The following is a 16,592-nucleotide window of genomic DNA, read 5'->3' on the forward strand; positions in this document are numbered from 1 at the left end:
AACATCACCATTCACGGCATCACCCCCGACGACGTCGCCGGCGCCCCGCGTTTTGCCGATGTCTTTGGCGAGGTCAACGCGTTCATTGGCGCCGATGCACTGGTGGCGCACAACGCGGCCTTCGATCTTGGCGTGATCCGATCGGCCGCCGAGGTCTCCGGCATGAGAGCACCTGCGTTCGATTACGCCTGCACCGTGGTGCTCTCGCGTAAGAACTATTCATTACCGTCGTACTCGCTGCCGTTTGTGGCCGAGGCTGCCGGTGTTCCGCTGCGCAACCACCACGACGCCACGGAGGATGCCCGTGCCAGTGCCGGGATCATGGTGGACATTGCTGGCAAACACAGCGTTGACTCCGTCCGCGGTGTGTTTGAGTCAATGAGGTTGTCCATGCCGCACGCCGGTGCCTACAACCCAGCCACCGACGAGGTCTCCAAGGCCACTCGTTCAGCTTTGGAGCGCATCGCAGAAATGAAGGACGGGATCGCCAACGGCACAGCCCGCGGCGGCCGCTCCAGCTGGTCCACCGAAGGCCCTAACCCGGAGCCGAATATCCACGCAGATGTGGCCCATCCGCTGTTTGGCCAAACCGTGGTGTTCACCGGTGACCTGAGCCTGGGCCGGCCCGAGGCCAAGCTAAAAGCCGCCGTCCATGGAGCTCAATGCGCCAGCAACGTGACCTTGAAGACGACAGTTCTGGTGGTGGGCAGTGGTTTTACCTCCGCCGATCTACGCAGCGGCCGGCTGACGTCCAAGGCCAAGCGGGTGCTGGATTTACAACGCCGCGGGCAGGGCATCGAGGTGCTCTCCGAGGGCGAGTTCATGCAGATGGTGGGCTAGTTTCGCCGGGCTGCGCAGGACTAGGCTTTCTGCCATGGCCCACCTGCGCATGTATGACGATGCCGACCCGCTCCTGATACGCCTGCGCTCTCTCTGTCTGGCTTTCCCGGAAGCCGTGGAAAAGGAAACCTTTGGCCGGCCCACGTTCCGCTGCGGGAAGATCTTTGCCTACTTTGGCCAAGGACAGAAGGGCCAGCCACGTGAAGCCTCAGTCCAAATTCTGCCCGAGGCTGATGAACGCGAGGCGCTCTTGGCGGATAAGCGCTTCTACATCCCCTCCTATATTGGGCCGTACGGCTGGGTGGGACTGGACCTGCGCATCGGGCGCCTTGACTGGCAAGAAATTGCCGAACTGCTCGATAGCTCCTACCGGCGGATTGCCCCTGCCCGGTGTTTGGCACTGCTGGACCGGGACGGTTCCCCGGCGGACCGGCACCTTTGACTGATGCCTGTGCGTGCCTGCCCACGCACCTGTGCGTGCCTGCCCACGCACCTGTGCGTGCCTGCGCGTTCCGCGTCGCCAGTTCGTCATGCGGCGCAACAAACGTAGGGGAAGCGCGGTGGGCGGTTCTACTCTGAGCCTATGAGCCGACTCACTGACATTCCCGCCGCCACAGAATTCATCCAACCCGAATTCACGGTCCAGGACTCCGTGCCGCAGGCGCCGGCCGGTCTGCTCAAGCGCGTCTTTGCCTTTCCCAATCCGGTCAATGAATATGCTGCGCGGTGCACGGCGGGCATCGTGGTGGTGTTGACCTTGGTAGCCATCTTGTCCCAGTGGGAATGGTTGGTGGGGGTCATTGCCGCCGGGTTCATCCTGCGCTTAGCCTTTGGTCCGCGAATCTCCCCGGCAGCACAATTGTCAGTGAAAATTCTGGCTCCGCGCTTCGGCCGCGCGAAGTTGGTGCCGGGCCCACCCAAGCGTTTCGCTCAAGGCATGGGTGTTTTCATGTCCGTCGCCGCGTTCATCCTCTTGCTGACCGGAGCGCCCCTACTCGGTTGGGCGCTCATGGCGCTCTTGCTGGTGGCCGCGTCGCTGGAAGCATTCATTGGCCTGTGCCTAGGATGCATTATTTTTGGTGTGCTGGTGCGCCGCGGCTTCATCCCGGCCGGGATCTGCGACGAGTGCGCCAACGTCAGCTATCGGAGCCGTTGAGGACGAACGCCAGCTCTATTCCCCGGTGGTCAGCTTGATAAAGTCCGCTCCGAGGCGGCGGATCAACGCAGGGGCCTCGCACAGCGTCAACCACGACGCCGGCAGCGCAGCTTCTCCGTAGTACGCACCGAGGATGTTCCCGGCAATAGAGGCAGTGGAGTCGCTGTCCCCACTGTGGTTGGTGGCGAGGCGGATGGCGGCCAAGAAATGATCTACCGGGGAGCCTGCCGTCGCCTCAGTGGCCAAGACGGAGTAGAGCGCAACAGCCAAAGCTTCTTCGGCTACCCAACCCAGCCCCAGTGCATCGGTGAGCGAATCGCCGGACAAGAGTCCGCCGTCGTGCGTGGAACGAGTCGTGGACATAGCGCCGGAAAGGCTCAAGGCTGACTCGAGCCGGGCCAGCAGCTCCGGATCCGCAGAAGGCTCCGAGATGGCGCGGGCCTGGGTGGATTCGGCGGCCGCACGCAACGGGAGCCCACCAACGACGAGCTGGTGGATGAGCCAGCTGAAGGCCCCGGAGGACTGGCGGGCGGAGGGGTGGCCGTGAGTCAGGGATGCGGCGTCGGAGCTGATCTTGTAGATGGTTTCCGCATCAACATTGGGTAAGAGGCCATAGGGGGCCGAGCGCATGACGGTCCCACAGCCCTTGGAATCGGGGTTGACCGGGCGGAAAACGGTGCCCATCTCGCCGGTGGCCAGACCCGTAACACAGGCGTTGCCGGGGTGGCGCTGATGGTGGAGGACACTCTGGGAATCGATCCAACGAGGTGCCTGCTCGGGGGCATGACCGGCGGCCTCGATGCCCTGGGTCTTGAGCCAGCGCAGGTAGGCGAGCCACTGGCAGGCGTTGATGTCGGCGCTGATGCCGTTGTTGGCCCATTCCAGTACGTCCAGGAGGCCGTCGAGCGTGTACAGGGTCATCTGGGTGTCGTCTGAGAAGTGCGCAATTCCCGGTGCCTGAGACAAATCCACCAGCAAGGCCGAGCCGAACTTTGCCCGGATCTCGGTGAGCGAATCAAACTCCACCAGGTAGCCGAACGCGTCGCCCAGCGCGCCGCCCATGAGGGTGCCCTGAATACGGCTGGCAAAGTCGGCGGGGACAGGGGTGTGAAAGCGAGTTGTCATGTCTCTAATTTAGCGTTGTTCCGGGGCAGCCGCGGGCCATGGGAGTGGGGCGCCGTTGGGTGAGTTGGTGCCCAGTAGACTCTAGGGTGCGGCGAGTTCTAGCGCCCACCAGCATTTGGCCGCTCTGCAAAGGGTCGCCACCCAGCGAACACCACACGCAGCGCCACCCAGAACCACAGCCCCGCCCAAGAATAAGGAGACCCATGCGCGAGCCCGCCTGGCGACGGACCGGAAAAACACCCGACTACCGCTTTTCATTGGCCAATGAACGCACGTTTCTAGCCTGGGTGCGCACCGCGCTGGCACTGTTGGCAGGTGCCGTGGCGATCGACCAGCTGGCCCCTGAAATTGCGCCGCCTATGATTCGTATCATCTTGTGCATGGTGCTGGCGGTGATTGGTGCGGTGTTGGCTATTGTCAGCTACCGCCGTTGGGCCCACCAGGAACAGGCCATGCGCAACGACCAGGAATTGCCGCACTCGTGGCTGATGCTGGGCATGACAGTTGTTGTCTCGCTCGCCGCCATCATTTTCGCCGTGCTGATTCTGGTCAAGCCGTAGCATGACTCCCTCCGTTGCCCCTGTCCGGGACCCCGGCTTGCAGCCCGAACGCACTGCATTGTCGTGGCGCCGGACCATCATGAGCGCAGTGGTGGCCGACATCCTCATTTGGCGGGGCTGGCTTCAAGCACTGACCGGCAGCGGGGCCGGTGCGTTGGCCGATGGCCACGCCGCTCAGGTAGTGGGTTTAGGGATCTGCGCAGCCATCGCCTGCGTGACCACCATCATTTTGGTGTTCTGCGCCGTAATGCGGATCCGTCTGCTCCACGCCGGGGTCGGCGCCCTGGAGACGGAGTCTCACATAGCGGTTCCGGCTCTTATCTTACGCACAGCTTTGGCCGCTATAGTTGCTCTGGCTGCCGCCACCGTGTGTGCGCTGGCGCTTGGGATGTAAGCCCGCTGGCCTGACAGCCGGCCCCAGCGTCCCAGGGCCCCGCTTCCCAACGTCCCGGACCCCCGCAGCACAGCGCAGCAGCCCCATTTTGTTTGCCAGTTTTGTTTCCCAGTCGAAGGATTTACACACCATGACTTCATCCGGAACGGCCACGGCCCCGGTACACGCCTACCCGCTCAGCACCCGAGTGGCCATTGAGGGGCTGGGCAGCTTTTTCATCGTGTTTGCCGGCCTCGGCACGGCACTTTTCAGCTCAGGCGGTTCCGGCTCCACGGTGGGGTTCGCGTACGGCTTGGCCATGGTGGCTGCCATCATTTCCTTTGGGCACGTCACCAACGGCTACTTCAACCCGGCGTTCACCCTTGGCATGGCTGTGGCCGGCCGGCTGAAATTCACCGCAGCCGGACTGTACATTGTGGCGCAGACCGTCGCCGCTGTCCTGGCCTCGGCCGTGTGGCTCGCCTTGATGAACGTCATGCCCGCCGGTGCCACCCCTGCCACGCCTGAACTCTTCGGTGCCTTGGCCAACGGCTTTGACTCTCACTCTCCCTCGCAGGTGCCCATGGTTGGCGTCCTCATCGTGGAGATCGTTGCCGTAGCCGTGCTGACCGGGCTCCTCCTGGGTGCCAGCTCCGCCCGCAACAAGACCACCCTGGGCCCGGTTGCGATTGGCTTGGCCTTTGCCGTCGCGGTCGCCATCACCATGCCCGTGAGCAATGGCTCGCTGAACCCGGCCCGCGCCACGTCCGTGGTGTTCCTGGCCGATTCCTGGGTTGCCGGCCAGCTCTGGCTGTTCTGGGCCGCCCCGCTGTTTGGTGCCGCCCTGGCCGCCGCCATCTACCGGTCCTTCGCCCCCGCTCAGGTGGCCGCCGCGCCCCTGATGGACGACGCCGGTGCCCCCTCCGCCAACTCCGCCGCCGTTGTTTCTTCCGCGGCTGCGGTGACGGACGCTTCCGCCAGTGATGTTGAGGCAGCAGTTGCCGCCCCGGCACCGGCTGTAACGTTGACGAAGCCCGTCGACGACGCCCAAGCCTTCTTCGACGCCCCCAAGAAATAGCTTGACCCAACGCTCTCGCAGTGGGGGAGCGTTTTGTGTACGGCTAAGGTTGAAGCATGCTGATCTTCTCTCTGCTCTTTCTTGCCGCCTGCTCACTGGGCGTTCCCGCGCTCAACCATGCGTGTGCCGCCGGAAAAATCAGGAAGAATCCGCTGGTGGGAATCCGCACCGCCAAGACCATGGTCAGCGAGGAAACCTGGCAGGCGGGGCATGCCGCGGCTGTCCAGCCCATGTGGGTCAGCGGAATTGCCGCGGCCGCCATTTCCTTGGCCGGGCTGTTGTTCCTGGACGCGCCCGGCACACAGATGATCATGGCGTTGTTGGCCTGCGCGCTGCTGTTCGTGGCAGTGGTCTACGGGGCCAAACTGGCCAACATCGCCGCCGTCGAAGCCCTGACAGTGGAGAAAACCCGCCGCTGATCCGGGCTGGACTCGATGGTGATCCGTACTCATCCGTACTCATCCGTACGGCACGAACCTTGTGCGCACCATAGGGGATCGCTTGAGTTGCACGATTATTCTCATCGAGCCCTCTGATCACGCGATCGGCCCGGACGTGATTGACGCGGCTGCGGGCGCTGGCTGACGCACCCGGCTTCCGCTGAGTGTTTCTTTAGCCGGGCGGCGTGGGGTGCGCTTCGAGGACCTTGGCCAGGAGCGTGCGCAGTTGCTCCCTCTCCGAAGCGGACAGGTTCGCTGTCAGTTCTGCCTGGGTGGCGTCGGTGGCGGTTTGCAGCTCATCGAGATACTGCTGCCCGGCCGGTGTGATCGCGACGGTGTTCCGGCGACGGTCTGAGGGATCCGTCGCCCGGACAATGCGGCCCCTGTCGTCGAGGCGGGTGGCGATGCCGTTGATGCTGTTGCGATCCAGTCCGAGCCGGCGGCCGAGGTCGGCCTGACTGAGGGCACCGTATTCCTCCAGGGCGGCCAAGACCGCGAAGTCGTAGCGTCCCGCGGCAGGCATTCGCGACCCGGTCAGTCTCGCGCCTACGATGTCTAACTTATTTATCTGCCAGCTCACCAGTGCTCGCAGCCGGGCGGGCGCCCGCAGCCGGGCCGGCGGCCTTGTCTCGTCAATATCCGTCATATGTTCATCGTAACCGTTGCATTGACCAACGAGTTTGCCGTACGGATGCAACTACCAACGTTGGTGATTGCAACGAATAGTATTCAAGCTTTGGAGACCTGATGACAGCAACTCAATGGACCACGTCCGATCTGACCGGACACCGAGTCCTGGTGCCCGGCGGAACCGGTGCGGTGGGGGAGGGGGTCGTGCGCGCGTTCCTCGCTGCTGGCGCGGAGGTGATCGTCCCGACCCGGTCCAAAGAGCGGTCGGCCGAATTTCGAGCCGTTCTGGGAGCGGTCGCGGATGAGCACCTGCATCTGATCGTGCACGATTACAGCACCTTTGCCGGCGCCGAAGATCTCGTTCGGGAGGTCGTGCAATCCCGCGGCGGACTCGACTCCGTCGTCGCGCCGATCGGTGGTTGGTGGCAAGGACGCACTCTTGCGGAGATCACCGAGGATGACTGGAACGCTGCGTTCACCGGGCTCGCGACCACGCACATGTCGGTGCTGCGTGCGGCGCTTCCGCACCTGAAGGCCAAGGGCGCATACGTGGTCGTTGTCGGTGATTCTGCGACGTGGCCGGTTCCCGGCAGCGGTCTGGTGAGCATGGAGCAGGCAGCGCTGCTGATGATGCAGCGCGTCGCTGCTGCCGAGAGCGGGGAGTCCCGTCGGGTGTTCTCGCTGGTCCTTGGGCCGGTCACCACCCGGAGCGCACAAGGCGCAGTGGATGCAGTCGACGTCGGTAGGGTGGCCGTCGCGATCTCAGCCGGCACCACTCCGAGCGCCTCGATCGGCCTCCACGGGCCGGACGAGGTCCAGAAGGTCCTCGCAGGACTCGCGACGGAGGATAGGAGATGATCCTCGTCACTACTGCCCGAGTCGGTCGCCGCCGCGACCATTACCGCATCGAGCAAGCCCTGTCTGTGTCCGGGGTTCCGTACACGCTGCTGCGGGCGAACGCGTACCTACAGAATTTCTCGGCGCTCGCTCCAGGTATCGCCGCCACGTCGGCGTTCTCGTCGCCTCCCAGCTCACCGAGATCCTGGGCCGCACCATCATCCATCGGCGGATCACCGCCGATGAGCAGGAGTCCGCGATGATCGAGTTGGGCCTCCCCGCGCAGGTTGCTCACGCCAACGCCCTTCGCCAATGACTGGGGCAGCAACGGCGTAATCAATGCGTACCGCTCAGACCCCGCGACCGGCAGTTCGTGGTCTTTGAATGTCGGTGCCCTCCGATACCTTGGAAGCATGAAGCTTCTGCACACCTCAGATTGGCATTTGGGCAGGTCGTTCCACGGCGTTGGAACCCTGGCGGCACAACGGCGCTTTGCCGACCAGCTCCTGGAGACAGTCACGGCGGAAAAGGTCGACGTCGTCCTGGTCGCCGGTGATGTCTACGACCGCGCCCTGCCCAGTGTCGACGTCGTGAACCTCTTTGACGACATCCTGGCCCGGCTCAATGCGGCAGGGGTGCAAGTGATTGTCACCAGCGGCAACCACGATTCGGCCACCCGACTCGGCTTTGGCGGCCGGCTGCTCGAGAGCGCCGGCGTCCACCTGCGCACCCGCATCGCTGATCTGGACACGCCCATCCTGTTGCCACTGAACGAAAGTAGCGATGGGCCCGTGGTGGCGATTTACGGCATCCCCTACCTGGAACCCCGGCTGGTTGCAGAGGAACTGGGTGTGGAAAACGGCACGCATTTCAGCGTCACGGAAGCCGCGCTGAAGCTCATTGCTGCCGACCTCGCCACCCGCACGCCTGGCACCCCATCGGTGGTCCTTGCCCATACTTTCGCCAGTGGCGGCATCACCTCGGCCAGCGAGCGGGAGCTGTCCATCGGGGGAGTGGGCGCGGTCCCGCTGGACCTGTTTGACCCCTTCAGCTACACGGCGCTGGGGCACCTGCACGGCCCGCAGCGGCTCAGCAACACGGTGCGTTATTCGGGCTCGCCGCTGCCATATTCCTTTTCCGAGGCGGCCCACAACAAGGGGGCCTGGCTGCTGGAGATCACTGAAGCGGGGCTGGGCGCAGTCACCAAGGTTGAATGGGCCCCGGAACGGGCTTTGAGCATCTTGACAGGAAAGCTTGAGGACTTGCTGGTCGAAGAAAAATGGGCCGGCGCCGAGGACCACTTCTGCCAAATCACCCTCACGGACAATGACCGACCGGAACTGGCCATGGAGCGGCTGCGCACACGATTCCCGCACACCCTGGTGCTCATGTTTGCGCCCGAGGTTGCCCGTGAGGCCGACAAACAGAGCTACGGATCCCGTATTGCCCAGGCCACGGATGAACTGGAGCTGTGCTGCGGATTCCTTGACCATGTGCGCCACCGCGCCGCGAACGACGACGAACAGCAACTCCTGCGCGCAGCCTTGGCTTCCGTGCGGGAAGGGGAGGCAGCGCAATGAGAATCCACCGTTTGGAAATCCAGGCTTTTGGTCCGTTTGCGGGCCGGGAGATCATTGACTTTGACCAGTTGGGTGCGCAGGGGCTTTTCCTGCTCAACGGCTCCACCGGTGCCGGGAAAACCAGCATCCTCGATGCCATTGCCTACGCCCTGTACGGGCAAGTGCCCGGATCTCGCTCCGGCAGCACCAGCGCGCTGCGCAGTCACCACGCAGCAGAAGGCGTGGCCCCGGAGGTGCTGTGCGAATTCACTGCGGGCGGCCGGTGCCTTGAAGTGGTGCGCAGACCCGAGTGGATGCGTCCGGTCAAGCGCGGGACAGGGACAACGCGCGAGCAGGCCAGCACCCAGCTGCGGGAGAAAACTGCTGACGGCTGGGAAGTGAAGTCGACCCGCAATGACGAGGCAGCCAGCGAGATCCACCAGTTGCTGGGCATGTCCATGGCGCAGTTCACCAAGGTGGTCCTGCTGGCACAGGGCGACTTTGCCGCGTTCCTGCGCGCCACTGCCACTGAACGGCAAGCGTTGCTGCAAAAGCTATTCGGGACCGATATTTACCAGGGTGTGGAAGCCCGTCTGGCTGTGGACGCCAGGGAAGCCAACGCCGCTGTCACCGCGGGACTGGGCGCACTGGAAACCACAGAACAGGTGGCCCGCAGCAACAGTTCGCCCGTGTTGGCTCGCGAAGCCGAACATTTGGCCAGTGAAACAGTGACCCTAGATCAAGTGGACCAGGCGGACCAGGCGGACCAAGCGGAGCCCGGCGACGCAGAGCTGTCCCTCAGCGAACTGCAGGGGCGCGAGCTCTTTGCTGCCCTGAAGCAGCGACTCGCACAAGCGGTGGCACGCACGGAATCCCACGCCGAAGTGACCCGGTTGCGCGCAGTGGCGTTGGCGGAAACCGTCAGTGCGGCAAAGGAACGGAGCCGCCGGCACCAGGCGCTGGCCGCAGCCGTCGCCGAACGAGCAAGGTTGCTGGGACTCGCACAAGAGGAGTCCCGGTGGCGGGAACGGCAGGACCGGCACCACCAGGCCCAAGTGCTGTCCGGCGTGGTGGGTGCGGCAGCCAAGACTGCCGCCGAGAACACCCATGCCCGTTCCACAGCCGACGCTGCTGCAGTTGGCGTCGATGCGAATCCAGTGGCCTCGGAACTGCTCGGACAAGACGCAGCAACGGCCACCACAGCGGACCTTGAAACTCTCGACCGCGAACTGACCAAGCAGCTGACCACGGTTGAAGCGGCAGTTCCTGACGAGGAACGCCACCGGGAAAAGACCGCGCAGCTGGCCCGGAATGAGAAGGCCCTGGCGCTGGCCCGCGAGCAGCAGGAGCAACAGACAACCGCCGTGGAAGCGGCCAAAGTCAGGCTGGGTGAGGTGCTGGCACGCCAAGACGAGTTGCGGGACGGCGGACACAATGTTGACCAAAGCGCCCAGTCAGCCAAAGACGCCGCCGCGCTTGTCGCAACCATTGAGGAATACCTTTTGCACAGCGGCGTGGTGGAGCGGCTGTCCCTGGCCGAGACCAGCGCCCGCGAGTACGCAGTGACGGCCAAGGAAAAATGGTTGGCAGCCATGGATCAACGCCTCAGCCAGGCGGCCGGACAACTGGCGGAAACGCTGGAAGATGGGCAGCCCTGCATGGTCTGCGGCAGCACCATCCACCCGGATCCGTCGCCACTGGCCGGCACCGGTGCGGACCTGGTGAAGGCGGAAAAGTCCGCCAAGAAGGCTTCCGACTCAGCTGATGCGGCAGTGAACGAGGCCCGCACCAGCCTCTCGGAGGCGCGGAACACCCTCGCCGTGCTGGCCGAACGCGGAGGTGCCGGGGATCTCGAGAAGGCGCGGGACGCCGTCGAGCTCAAAAAACAAGAACTCAAGATTGCCACGGAGTCCGTGGCCGAGCTGGCTGCGCTGGACACGGAAGCAGCAACGCTGAATACGCGCATGGAACAGGCCCGGACGGATGGTGCCGCAGCAGCGGAACAAGCCGCATCACTGACGGCGGGCAGGACCGCCCTGGCACAGGAAATTGCCGTACTCACCGAACACCTGACCCAGGCCCGCAACGGCTACGGCTCACTGAAACAGCGGCGCGAGGCACTCCTTCAGGCGCAGGAGCCAGGCGCCGCGCTGCTTCTTGCCCTGCGGCGGAAGGCGACCGCAGCGGAGGCGGCCAAGGAAGCCGCAGACGCTATGGAGCAGGCGCTGGCGGAATCGGCCTTCGCCAATGCGGAGGAGGTGCGCGCGGCGTTGCTATCCCCGGCCGATGCTGCAGCCGTGGACCGGCAGCTCAAGGACCATGCCAAGGCAACTGCCGTCAATGCGGACCGGTTGGAAGCCCCCGAGGTGGTGCAGGCCGCGGCGGAAGCGGCGGAGGGCATCACCGCCCCCGATGGTGCCATGGTTGAACAGTTGGTTCACGACGCAGCTGCGGCACAGGCCGAGGCTGAAGCCGCATCGCTGGACTGGGGCATGGCACGCCGCGCCGCCACGCAGCTGCAGGGCACCGAGGTGCAGTTCATCACGTTGGAGGACGAGGTTGCGCCGTTGCGGGAGCGGGCCCAGTTGCTGGCGGGACTCGCCGATGCCGTGCGCGGCGGTGGAGACAACCGGTACAAGATGACACTGAGCAGCTACGTTCTCGCCGCGCGGCTGGAGCAGGTGGCGTTGGCCGCCTCGCTGCGCCTGGCCACGATGAGCGATGCCCGCTATACCCTGCGCCACAGCGATGCGAAGAAGGGGAACCAGAAGGCAGGGCTGGGCCTTGAAGTGGTCGATGAGTGGACGGGGATCAGCCGCGACACGGCCACGCTCTCGGGCGGGGAATCGTTTATGGCCTCACTGTCGCTGGCCTTGGGACTCTCTGATGTGGTGCAGCACGAATCCGGTGGATTGAACATTGAAACCTTGTTTGTCGACGAAGGCTTTGGCAGTCTCGATGAGCAGTCGCTGGAACAGGTCATGGATGCGCTGGAGGGATTGCGCGACGGCGGCCGGATGGTTGGCCTGGTCAGCCACGTTGCTGAGATGAAACAGCGCATACCCCTGCACCTGCACGTACACAAGGGCCGCAACGGATCAACCGTGGAGCTGAGAATGGCGGGGGCCGCCTCGCCGTGAGCAGGTAGACTTGCCGGGTCGTTGCTTGACGAAACCGGTGATTGGGACCGGCACAGGCAACGGCCCGCGACACATGTGAAAGCAGTAGTCATCACACCCTCCACAAATACCCCCACAGCCCCCGCCGTCAAGGGTGGGCGCTATTCAGTGCTGCCCCGGCTCGCCGGTGCCGGCTACATCCCCTTGGGCCTCTTTGCCCGGGTGCCGCTGGCGATGCAGACAATCGGTGTACTCACCATGGTCACCGCCGTCAGCACGTCCTACGCCGTCGGCGGCTTCGCCGCGGGCGCTGTGGGCGTGGGCGCCGCAATCGGGGCGCCGGTCATCGGCTTCCTCGCAGACCGTCTGGGCCAGAAGCGGGTGCTGCTGGTGCTGGCCGTGGTCAATGCGTTGCTGCTTGCGGCCGTGGTGTTGCTCAGCTACACGGTCCTGTCCACCAATGGCGCCGGAATGGGCGACGGCGGTACCCTGGCCGTGATGGTCGCCGCCCTTTTGGTGGGGGCCACCTCCCCGCAGGTGGGGCCTTTGTCCCGGGTGCGGTGGATGGCATTGAGCAAGCGCCTGCCCGCCAAGGAGCAGGGCCCGGCCGTGGACACGGCACTCTCCCTCGAAGGCACAGCCGACGAGGTGACGTTTGTCCTGGGCCCCGCGCTGGTGGGGCTGCTGGCCTCGCTCGTGGCACCGTGGCTGCCGCTGGCCATTGCCGCCGTCATGACGGCCGTCCTGGTGAGCCTATTTGCGGTGCACCGCACCGTTGAGGTGGTGGGCCCCAGGGTCGCGGCCAGCAGCATGGTGGGCAACGCCGGCTATGTGGCCAAGGAGAAGCCCAATTGGTTCCTAGTTGCCGTCCCCGTGGCCGGCATGCTGGCCATGGGCACCTTCTTTGGGTCTTCCCAAACGGCGCTGACTGCCTTCACCGGTGTTCACGGTTCAGTGGACCAGGCCGGGCTGATGTACGCAATCATGGGGTTGAGCTCCGCATTCACTGCATTGTCCGTGGCCTACTGGCCCAAGAAATTCAGCTACCCGTGGCGCTGGGTGGCGATTGCGGGGCTGATGGCCGCAGCGACGGTCATGTTCTTGGTTCCGACATCATTGGGACAGATGGCGTGGGTGTTGCTGTTGATGGGCCTGCCGGTGGGCCCCGTGATGGTTTCGATTTTCAGCGTGGGCAGCGTGGTGGCCCCCCAGCAGTGGATGGGCACCGTCATGACCGCGCTGTCCAGCGGCATTGTGGCAGGAACCGCGCTCGGCTCGGCAGTGTCCGGCTCGCTCGCACAGAGCATCGGCTACTCGGCAGCGTTCGTGGTCCCCATTGCCGCCGCGACAGCCCTGTTTGTGCTGGGCATGGTCTCAGTAGTGGTGCTGCGCCCCCGCAAGTCGTAACCGGCCTGCGGGCTGCCACATTGCTGGCGGTGGCTACGCCAGGAAGCTGAGTGCTGCATCCTTGAACTCACGTGAGGTCACCGTGTTGTTGTGGGTGCGGCCTTCGATGACCATTTGCTGTGCGTTGCCGCTGAGCTCTGCGAGCTGATTCATGGTGCGGGCTCGTTCATCCAAGCTGCCAGCAACGAGCAGCAGCGGCATCCGAGGAACAGCATCCGTTGGGTCGAAGGGCTCCATTTTCACGGCCTGAATCAGTGCCAGCAGGGCGAAGATGTCGTTGGAGGGGATGACCTGGGCCATGTTTAGCAGCCATGCCGTGGAGGGGTCAGCAATGGGGGTTCCATCGTTGAGGAAGTCTTGGGCGGCATTCAGATCAAAATCTGCCAGCGGATCTTCCGGGTTGGGTCCGCCCAGCACCATTTTTCGCACCAGCTCGGGCTGGGTTGCGCCAAATTCCCAGGCCAGACGGGCCCCGAGTGAATAGCCGATCAGGTCCACACCACTGCTGGGGTCGCCCTCCTTGAGCGGGCGGATGCCCGTATCAATGAGAATCTGCAGGAGGTCGGCACGGATCTTCCCGGGTGTGTAGGAGTCAAGATCGTAGGGTGCTGAACTTTGGCCGTGGCCGGGTAAATCAACGCTGATGACTTTTCGCCCAGCCCCAGTCAGTGCCTTGATCCAGCCGGTCTTGACCCAATTCAGTGCCACGGAGGAGGCAAAGCCGTGAATCAAGAAGACGGGGGGCAATGGAACAAGGTTTTCGGCGTCGAAAACCACCACGTTGAGCCCGGCTTGGGAGCCTTCAATGCTGTGCGGGGACACCGTAGCAGTGTGCTTACCTAGGGAAGACATGGGGGAACCTTTCCCGCGGCGGGCTGTGCCGCCGTCGTACGTCAACCATAGCGAAAACAAAGGTGCACTGCCGTGCCAAACTGGCCTGCAGCGGCAGTGTTACTGGCGCGCTGCGTCCCGCTGCTTCCGGTAGAGGGGAGCGAGCCAGCTCAGGAGGGCAATCACGGCCACCAAACCGAAGGTGCTGAGCAGCTGGTTACGGCTGACAGCATCGCTGAAGCCCACTACGAAGATGGCCAGCAGCAACACCAGCCCGGCCAGGGTCAGGACGGGGAATCCGCGCATGCGCAGCGGAAGGGGCGTGCCGTCCTTGTCGGCTCGGCGGCGCAGGATGAACTGTGACAGCAGTGCTGAACCCCAGACCACGAGGCACGTGGAGCCCACCAGGTTGAGCAGGATGCGCAGGACGGTGTCGGGGTAGAAGAATTCCCACACGACGGTGACGAAGCCGAATGCTACGGAGATCACCACGGCGGCGACCGGTACGGAGTGTTTGTTGGTACCGCTGAACACGCGAGGTGCCTCGCCGCGATCGGCCAGCGAGTAGATCATGCGCGAGGCGCCGTAAAGGTTCGCATTCAGTGCTGAGAGCAGTGCGGCTACTGCAACCAGTGTGATGGCGGTGCCAGCCCAAGGCAGTCCGGCGTAGTTCAGGACACCGGCGAACGGTGAATTCAGGGCCTCGCTTGTCCACGGCAGAACGGTGGCGATGATGAAAATGGAGCCTACGTAGAACACGAGGATTCGCCAAACCACTGTGCGGACGGCGACAGCAACGCTGCGGGAGGGATTGGTGGTTTCGGCGGCGGCAACGGCGACGATTTCGGTGCCGCCAAAGGCGAAGGCCACAATGAACAGGGCTGAGGCGATGCCTGCCATGCCGGTGGGGGCGAAGCCGCCGTTGTTGACCAGATTGCCCAGTCCAGGAGAGCTTGCGCCGGGAATGAAGCCGAGCAGCAGGGCCGCGCCAAACGCCAGGAATAGCACGATGGCTGCGACCTTTAGCAGGGAGAACCAGAATTCAAATTCTCCGTAATTTTTTACACTGCTCAGGTTGATTGCGGTGAAGACCACCATAAAGATCAGTGTCAGGGCCCATGCAGGAATCACCGGCCACACGGTGACGAGCAGTTGTGCAGCACCTAAGGCCTCTGCCGCAATCACTACCACCAATTGCAGCCACCAGAGCCAGCCAACGGTGGCCCCGGCAACTTTGCCCATGGCCTTTTCGGCGTATACGGAGAAGGCGCCCGAGTTCGGATTGGCGGCGGCCATTTCGCCCAGCGCCCACATGACAAGGATGATCAGCGTGCCGGCAACCAGGTAGGAAACCAGCACGGCCGGGCCGGCCAGCATGATCCCTTCGCCCGAGCCCAGGAACAGTCCAGCACCAATGGCCGAGCCCAAGCCCATCATGGTGAGCTGGCGCTGCTTGAGCGAGGTGCCCAGGCCGGACTTGGCCACTGTGGCCTCGGTGGGGGCGGATTGTTGGGTCATGAAAGGGTTGGCCTTCGTTAGTGGAACCGGCGGCTGTGTGCCGTGCGTTGGAAATGCGCGCTGCGCGTTCGAAAGAGTGCGGGGGAAAGTGTGATCCCGTCAAGCATTATCCACCATGTGAGCAGCTGGCCAAAGTCGGAAGTAGTGGGGAAGTAGTGGTAGGTCTGGAAGGAATCTGTATTGTGCAGTGCAATCCGCCTAGATCGTCTCTGCGCTGCGTCGTCGCTGCGCTGCGGAAATTTGTTTCAAGGTGGCAAAGCGTCGTAGAATCAGTTTTAGTCATAATGACTCTAACTAATGTTGATCAATAGAAAGTGGGGTGCAGGGCATGGAGCGGACCCCATTTGTGGCAGCTGCAAACGTCAGTGAACGCTTGGCTCAGCCGCCTGCTCTAGCAATATCCACGGTTATTTTTGCCCTGCGTCCCAGTGAAAAGAGTGGCCGGCCCACCTTGTGGCTTCCACTGGTTCGTCGTATTCGAGAACCGTTCAAGGGCCTGTGGGCGCTTCCGGGAGGGCCCCTGACTCAGGCTGATTCCCTCCAGGATGCCGCCGCTCGCGACCTGCAGGACACCACGGGATTGGCGCCGAGCTACCTTGAACAGCTCTACGCCTTCGGGGGTCTGCACCGTTCCCCCAGCCAGCGCGTGGTCTCCATCGTGTACTGGGCGCTGGTGCAGCCCACCGAGGCCGAGCTAGCTCAGGAGTCCGAAAACGTGGGTTGGTTCCGCGCCGACGGACTGCAGGAGCTGGCCTTCGACCACAACGAGATCGTTGATTACGCCCTGTGGCGGCTGCGGAACAAGATGGAATACGGTTCCATCGCCTACCACCTGCTCGGCGAAAAATTCACCCTGGCCCAGGTCCGCGAGGTCTACGAAGCCGTCCTGAACCGCACCATGGACCCCGCCAACTTCCGCCGTCAGCTCAAGCAGACTGCTCTCATCGAACCCACCGATGAATTTCAACAGGGCGGCAAGCACCGACCGCCGCGCCTCTACCGGTACACCGGAATGGATAGTGGCACTAACGACGCCGGCCCTTCAGGACATCCTCCGTCTCGTCTCTCATCGCCCGGCTAGCAAACCTCCCCTCACCTGTAACCGCCCCAGCCCACCAA

The 16,592-nt window shown here is 63.8% G+C and carries 17 protein-coding genes; 12 read left to right on the forward strand and 5 right to left on the reverse strand.

All coding sequences use genetic code 11. The features are described from left to right. From AB0O97_RS12395 to AB0O97_RS12405, 3 genes are all read left to right on the forward strand, one after another. Positions 1-840: exonuclease domain-containing protein (locus AB0O97_RS12395; RefSeq protein WP_363882979.1), on the forward strand; the 840-nt coding region annotated here is incomplete at its 5' end. 34 nt (positions 841-874) lie between these two features. After that, a complete protein-coding gene (locus AB0O97_RS12400; protein WP_363838756.1) occupies positions 875-1,282 on the forward strand; it encodes an MmcQ/YjbR family DNA-binding protein in 408 nt (135 codons plus the stop codon). 141 nt (positions 1,283-1,423) lie between these two features. Further along, the gene (locus AB0O97_RS12405) at positions 1,424-1,996 is read left to right on the forward strand and encodes a DUF4395 domain-containing protein (protein ID WP_363882981.1); all 573 of its coding nucleotides are present in this window, start codon (positions 1,424-1,426) and stop codon (positions 1,994-1,996) included. 15 nt (positions 1,997-2,011) lie between these two features. On the opposite strand, the gene AB0O97_RS12410 is transcribed toward AB0O97_RS12405, so the two are convergent. Further along, positions 2,012-3,121 carry an ADP-ribosylglycohydrolase family protein gene (locus tag AB0O97_RS12410; RefSeq protein ID WP_363882984.1) on the reverse strand — a complete coding sequence of 370 codons (1,110 nt, stop codon included), beginning with the start codon at positions 3,119-3,121 and terminating at the stop codon, positions 2,012-2,014. 203 nt (positions 3,122-3,324) lie between these two features. On the opposite strand from AB0O97_RS12410, the gene AB0O97_RS12415 reads away from it, so the two are divergent. From AB0O97_RS12415 to AB0O97_RS12430, 4 genes are all read left to right on the forward strand, one after another. After that, the gene (locus AB0O97_RS12415) at positions 3,325-3,681 is read left to right on the forward strand and encodes a DUF202 domain-containing protein (protein WP_363838766.1); all 357 of its coding nucleotides are present in this window, start codon (positions 3,325-3,327) and stop codon (positions 3,679-3,681) included. 1 nt (position 3,682) lies between these two features. Next, a complete protein-coding gene (locus AB0O97_RS12420) occupies positions 3,683-4,075 on the forward strand; it encodes a DUF202 domain-containing protein (protein ID WP_363838769.1) in 393 nt (130 codons plus the stop codon). Positions 4,076-4,205: 130 nt separating this feature from the next. Continuing rightward, positions 4,206-5,132, forward strand: coding sequence for an aquaporin (locus AB0O97_RS12425; RefSeq protein WP_363838772.1), 927 nt, complete (start codon positions 4,206-4,208; stop codon positions 5,130-5,132). Positions 5,133-5,188: 56 nt separating this feature from the next. Continuing rightward, entirely contained in the window at positions 5,189-5,551 is a 363-nt protein-coding gene (locus tag AB0O97_RS12430) for an SdpI family protein (protein WP_363882986.1), read from the forward strand. Positions 5,552-5,744: 193 nt separating this feature from the next. Here the strand turns inward: AB0O97_RS12430 and AB0O97_RS12435 are convergent, their stop codons facing one another. Beyond that, positions 5,745-6,218, reverse strand: a complete 474-nt coding sequence (locus tag AB0O97_RS12435; RefSeq protein WP_363882989.1) for a MarR family transcriptional regulator — start codon at positions 6,216-6,218, stop codon at positions 5,745-5,747. A gap of 101 nt (positions 6,219-6,319) precedes the next feature. Between AB0O97_RS12435 and AB0O97_RS12440 the strand changes: the two genes are divergently transcribed. Next, positions 6,320-7,060: an SDR family oxidoreductase gene (locus tag AB0O97_RS12440; protein WP_363882991.1), complete on the forward strand. Its 741-nt coding sequence runs from the start codon at positions 6,320-6,322 to the stop codon at positions 7,058-7,060. Positions 7,061-7,100: 40 nt separating this feature from the next. Here AB0O97_RS12440 and AB0O97_RS12445 read toward each other — a convergent pair whose 3' ends face one another. Continuing rightward, positions 7,101-7,454: a hypothetical protein gene (locus tag AB0O97_RS12445; protein ID WP_363882994.1), complete on the reverse strand. Its 354-nt coding sequence runs from the start codon at positions 7,452-7,454 to the stop codon at positions 7,101-7,103. Here AB0O97_RS12445 and AB0O97_RS12450 point away from each other — a divergent pair. From AB0O97_RS12450 to AB0O97_RS12460, 3 genes are all read left to right on the forward strand, one after another. After that, on the forward strand, positions 7,453-8,619 hold the full coding sequence (locus AB0O97_RS12450; RefSeq protein WP_363882997.1) for an exonuclease SbcCD subunit D C-terminal domain-containing protein: 1,167 nt from the start codon (positions 7,453-7,455) through the stop codon (positions 8,617-8,619). The two genes, AB0O97_RS12445 and AB0O97_RS12450, sit on opposite strands and share 2 nt — an antisense overlap. Further along, positions 8,616-11,738, forward strand: coding sequence for an SMC family ATPase (locus tag AB0O97_RS12455; RefSeq protein WP_363883000.1), 3,123 nt, complete (start codon positions 8,616-8,618; stop codon positions 11,736-11,738). Before AB0O97_RS12450 ends, AB0O97_RS12455 begins: the two co-directional genes overlap by 4 nt. Before the next feature lie 75 nt (positions 11,739-11,813). Next, complete coding sequence (locus tag AB0O97_RS12460; protein ID WP_363883002.1) at positions 11,814-13,124, forward strand: MFS transporter; 1,311 nt, start codon at positions 11,814-11,816, stop codon at positions 13,122-13,124. 33 nt (positions 13,125-13,157) lie between these two features. On the opposite strand, the gene AB0O97_RS12465 is transcribed toward AB0O97_RS12460, so the two are convergent. Both AB0O97_RS12465 and AB0O97_RS12470 read right to left on the reverse strand, forming a co-directional pair. Next, the gene (locus AB0O97_RS12465; protein WP_363838786.1) at positions 13,158-13,976 is read right to left on the reverse strand and encodes an alpha/beta fold hydrolase; all 819 of its coding nucleotides are present in this window, start codon (positions 13,974-13,976) and stop codon (positions 13,158-13,160) included. Between the two features lie 99 nt (positions 13,977-14,075). Then, on the reverse strand, positions 14,076-15,473 hold the full coding sequence (locus AB0O97_RS12470; protein ID WP_363883005.1) for an amino acid permease: 1,398 nt from the start codon (positions 15,471-15,473) through the stop codon (positions 14,076-14,078). Positions 15,474-15,801: 328 nt separating this feature from the next. On the opposite strand from AB0O97_RS12470, the gene AB0O97_RS12475 reads away from it, so the two are divergent. Further along, positions 15,802-16,554 carry an NUDIX domain-containing protein gene (locus AB0O97_RS12475; RefSeq protein WP_363838791.1) on the forward strand — a complete coding sequence of 251 codons (753 nt, stop codon included), beginning with the start codon at positions 15,802-15,804 and terminating at the stop codon, positions 16,552-16,554. The last annotated feature ends 38 nt before the right edge of the window (positions 16,555-16,592 follow it).

Origin of the sequence: Specibacter sp. NPDC078692 (assembly GCF_040686835.1) — a bacterium.
Taxonomy (GTDB): Bacteria; Actinomycetota; Actinomycetes; order Actinomycetales; family Micrococcaceae; genus Specibacter.

What these genes read in the sequence shown, in the direction of transcription:
- AB0O97_RS12400 (WP_363838756.1), top strand. Translation starts at nt 875, where the DNA reads ATGGCCCACCTGCGCATGTATGACGATGCCGACCCGCTCCTGATACGC.
- AB0O97_RS12405 (WP_363882981.1), top strand. Translation starts at nt 1,424, where the DNA reads ATGAGCCGACTCACTGACATTCCCGCCGCCACAGAATTCATCCAACCC.
- AB0O97_RS12410 (WP_363882984.1), bottom strand. Translation starts at nt 3,121, where the DNA reads ATGACAACTCGCTTTCACACCCCTGTCCCCGCCGACTTTGCCAGCCGT.
- AB0O97_RS12415 (WP_363838766.1), top strand. Translation starts at nt 3,325, where the DNA reads ATGCGCGAGCCCGCCTGGCGACGGACCGGAAAAACACCCGACTACCGC.
- AB0O97_RS12420 (WP_363838769.1), top strand. Translation starts at nt 3,683, where the DNA reads ATGACTCCCTCCGTTGCCCCTGTCCGGGACCCCGGCTTGCAGCCCGAA.
- AB0O97_RS12425 (WP_363838772.1), top strand. Translation starts at nt 4,206, where the DNA reads ATGACTTCATCCGGAACGGCCACGGCCCCGGTACACGCCTACCCGCTC.
- AB0O97_RS12430 (WP_363882986.1), top strand. Translation starts at nt 5,189, where the DNA reads ATGCTGATCTTCTCTCTGCTCTTTCTTGCCGCCTGCTCACTGGGCGTT.
- AB0O97_RS12435 (WP_363882989.1), bottom strand. Translation starts at nt 6,218, where the DNA reads ATGACGGATATTGACGAGACAAGGCCGCCGGCCCGGCTGCGGGCGCCC.
- AB0O97_RS12440 (WP_363882991.1), top strand. Translation starts at nt 6,320, where the DNA reads ATGACAGCAACTCAATGGACCACGTCCGATCTGACCGGACACCGAGTC.
- AB0O97_RS12450 (WP_363882997.1), top strand. Translation starts at nt 7,453, where the DNA reads ATGAAGCTTCTGCACACCTCAGATTGGCATTTGGGCAGGTCGTTCCAC.
- AB0O97_RS12445 (WP_363882994.1), bottom strand. Translation starts at nt 7,454, where the DNA reads ATGCTTCCAAGGTATCGGAGGGCACCGACATTCAAAGACCACGAACTG.
- AB0O97_RS12455 (WP_363883000.1), top strand. Translation starts at nt 8,616, where the DNA reads ATGAGAATCCACCGTTTGGAAATCCAGGCTTTTGGTCCGTTTGCGGGC.
- AB0O97_RS12465 (WP_363838786.1), bottom strand. Translation starts at nt 13,976, where the DNA reads ATGTCTTCCCTAGGTAAGCACACTGCTACGGTGTCCCCGCACAGCATT.
- AB0O97_RS12470 (WP_363883005.1), bottom strand. Translation starts at nt 15,473, where the DNA reads ATGACCCAACAATCCGCCCCCACCGAGGCCACAGTGGCCAAGTCCGGC.
- AB0O97_RS12475 (WP_363838791.1), top strand. Translation starts at nt 15,802, where the DNA reads ATGGAGCGGACCCCATTTGTGGCAGCTGCAAACGTCAGTGAACGCTTG.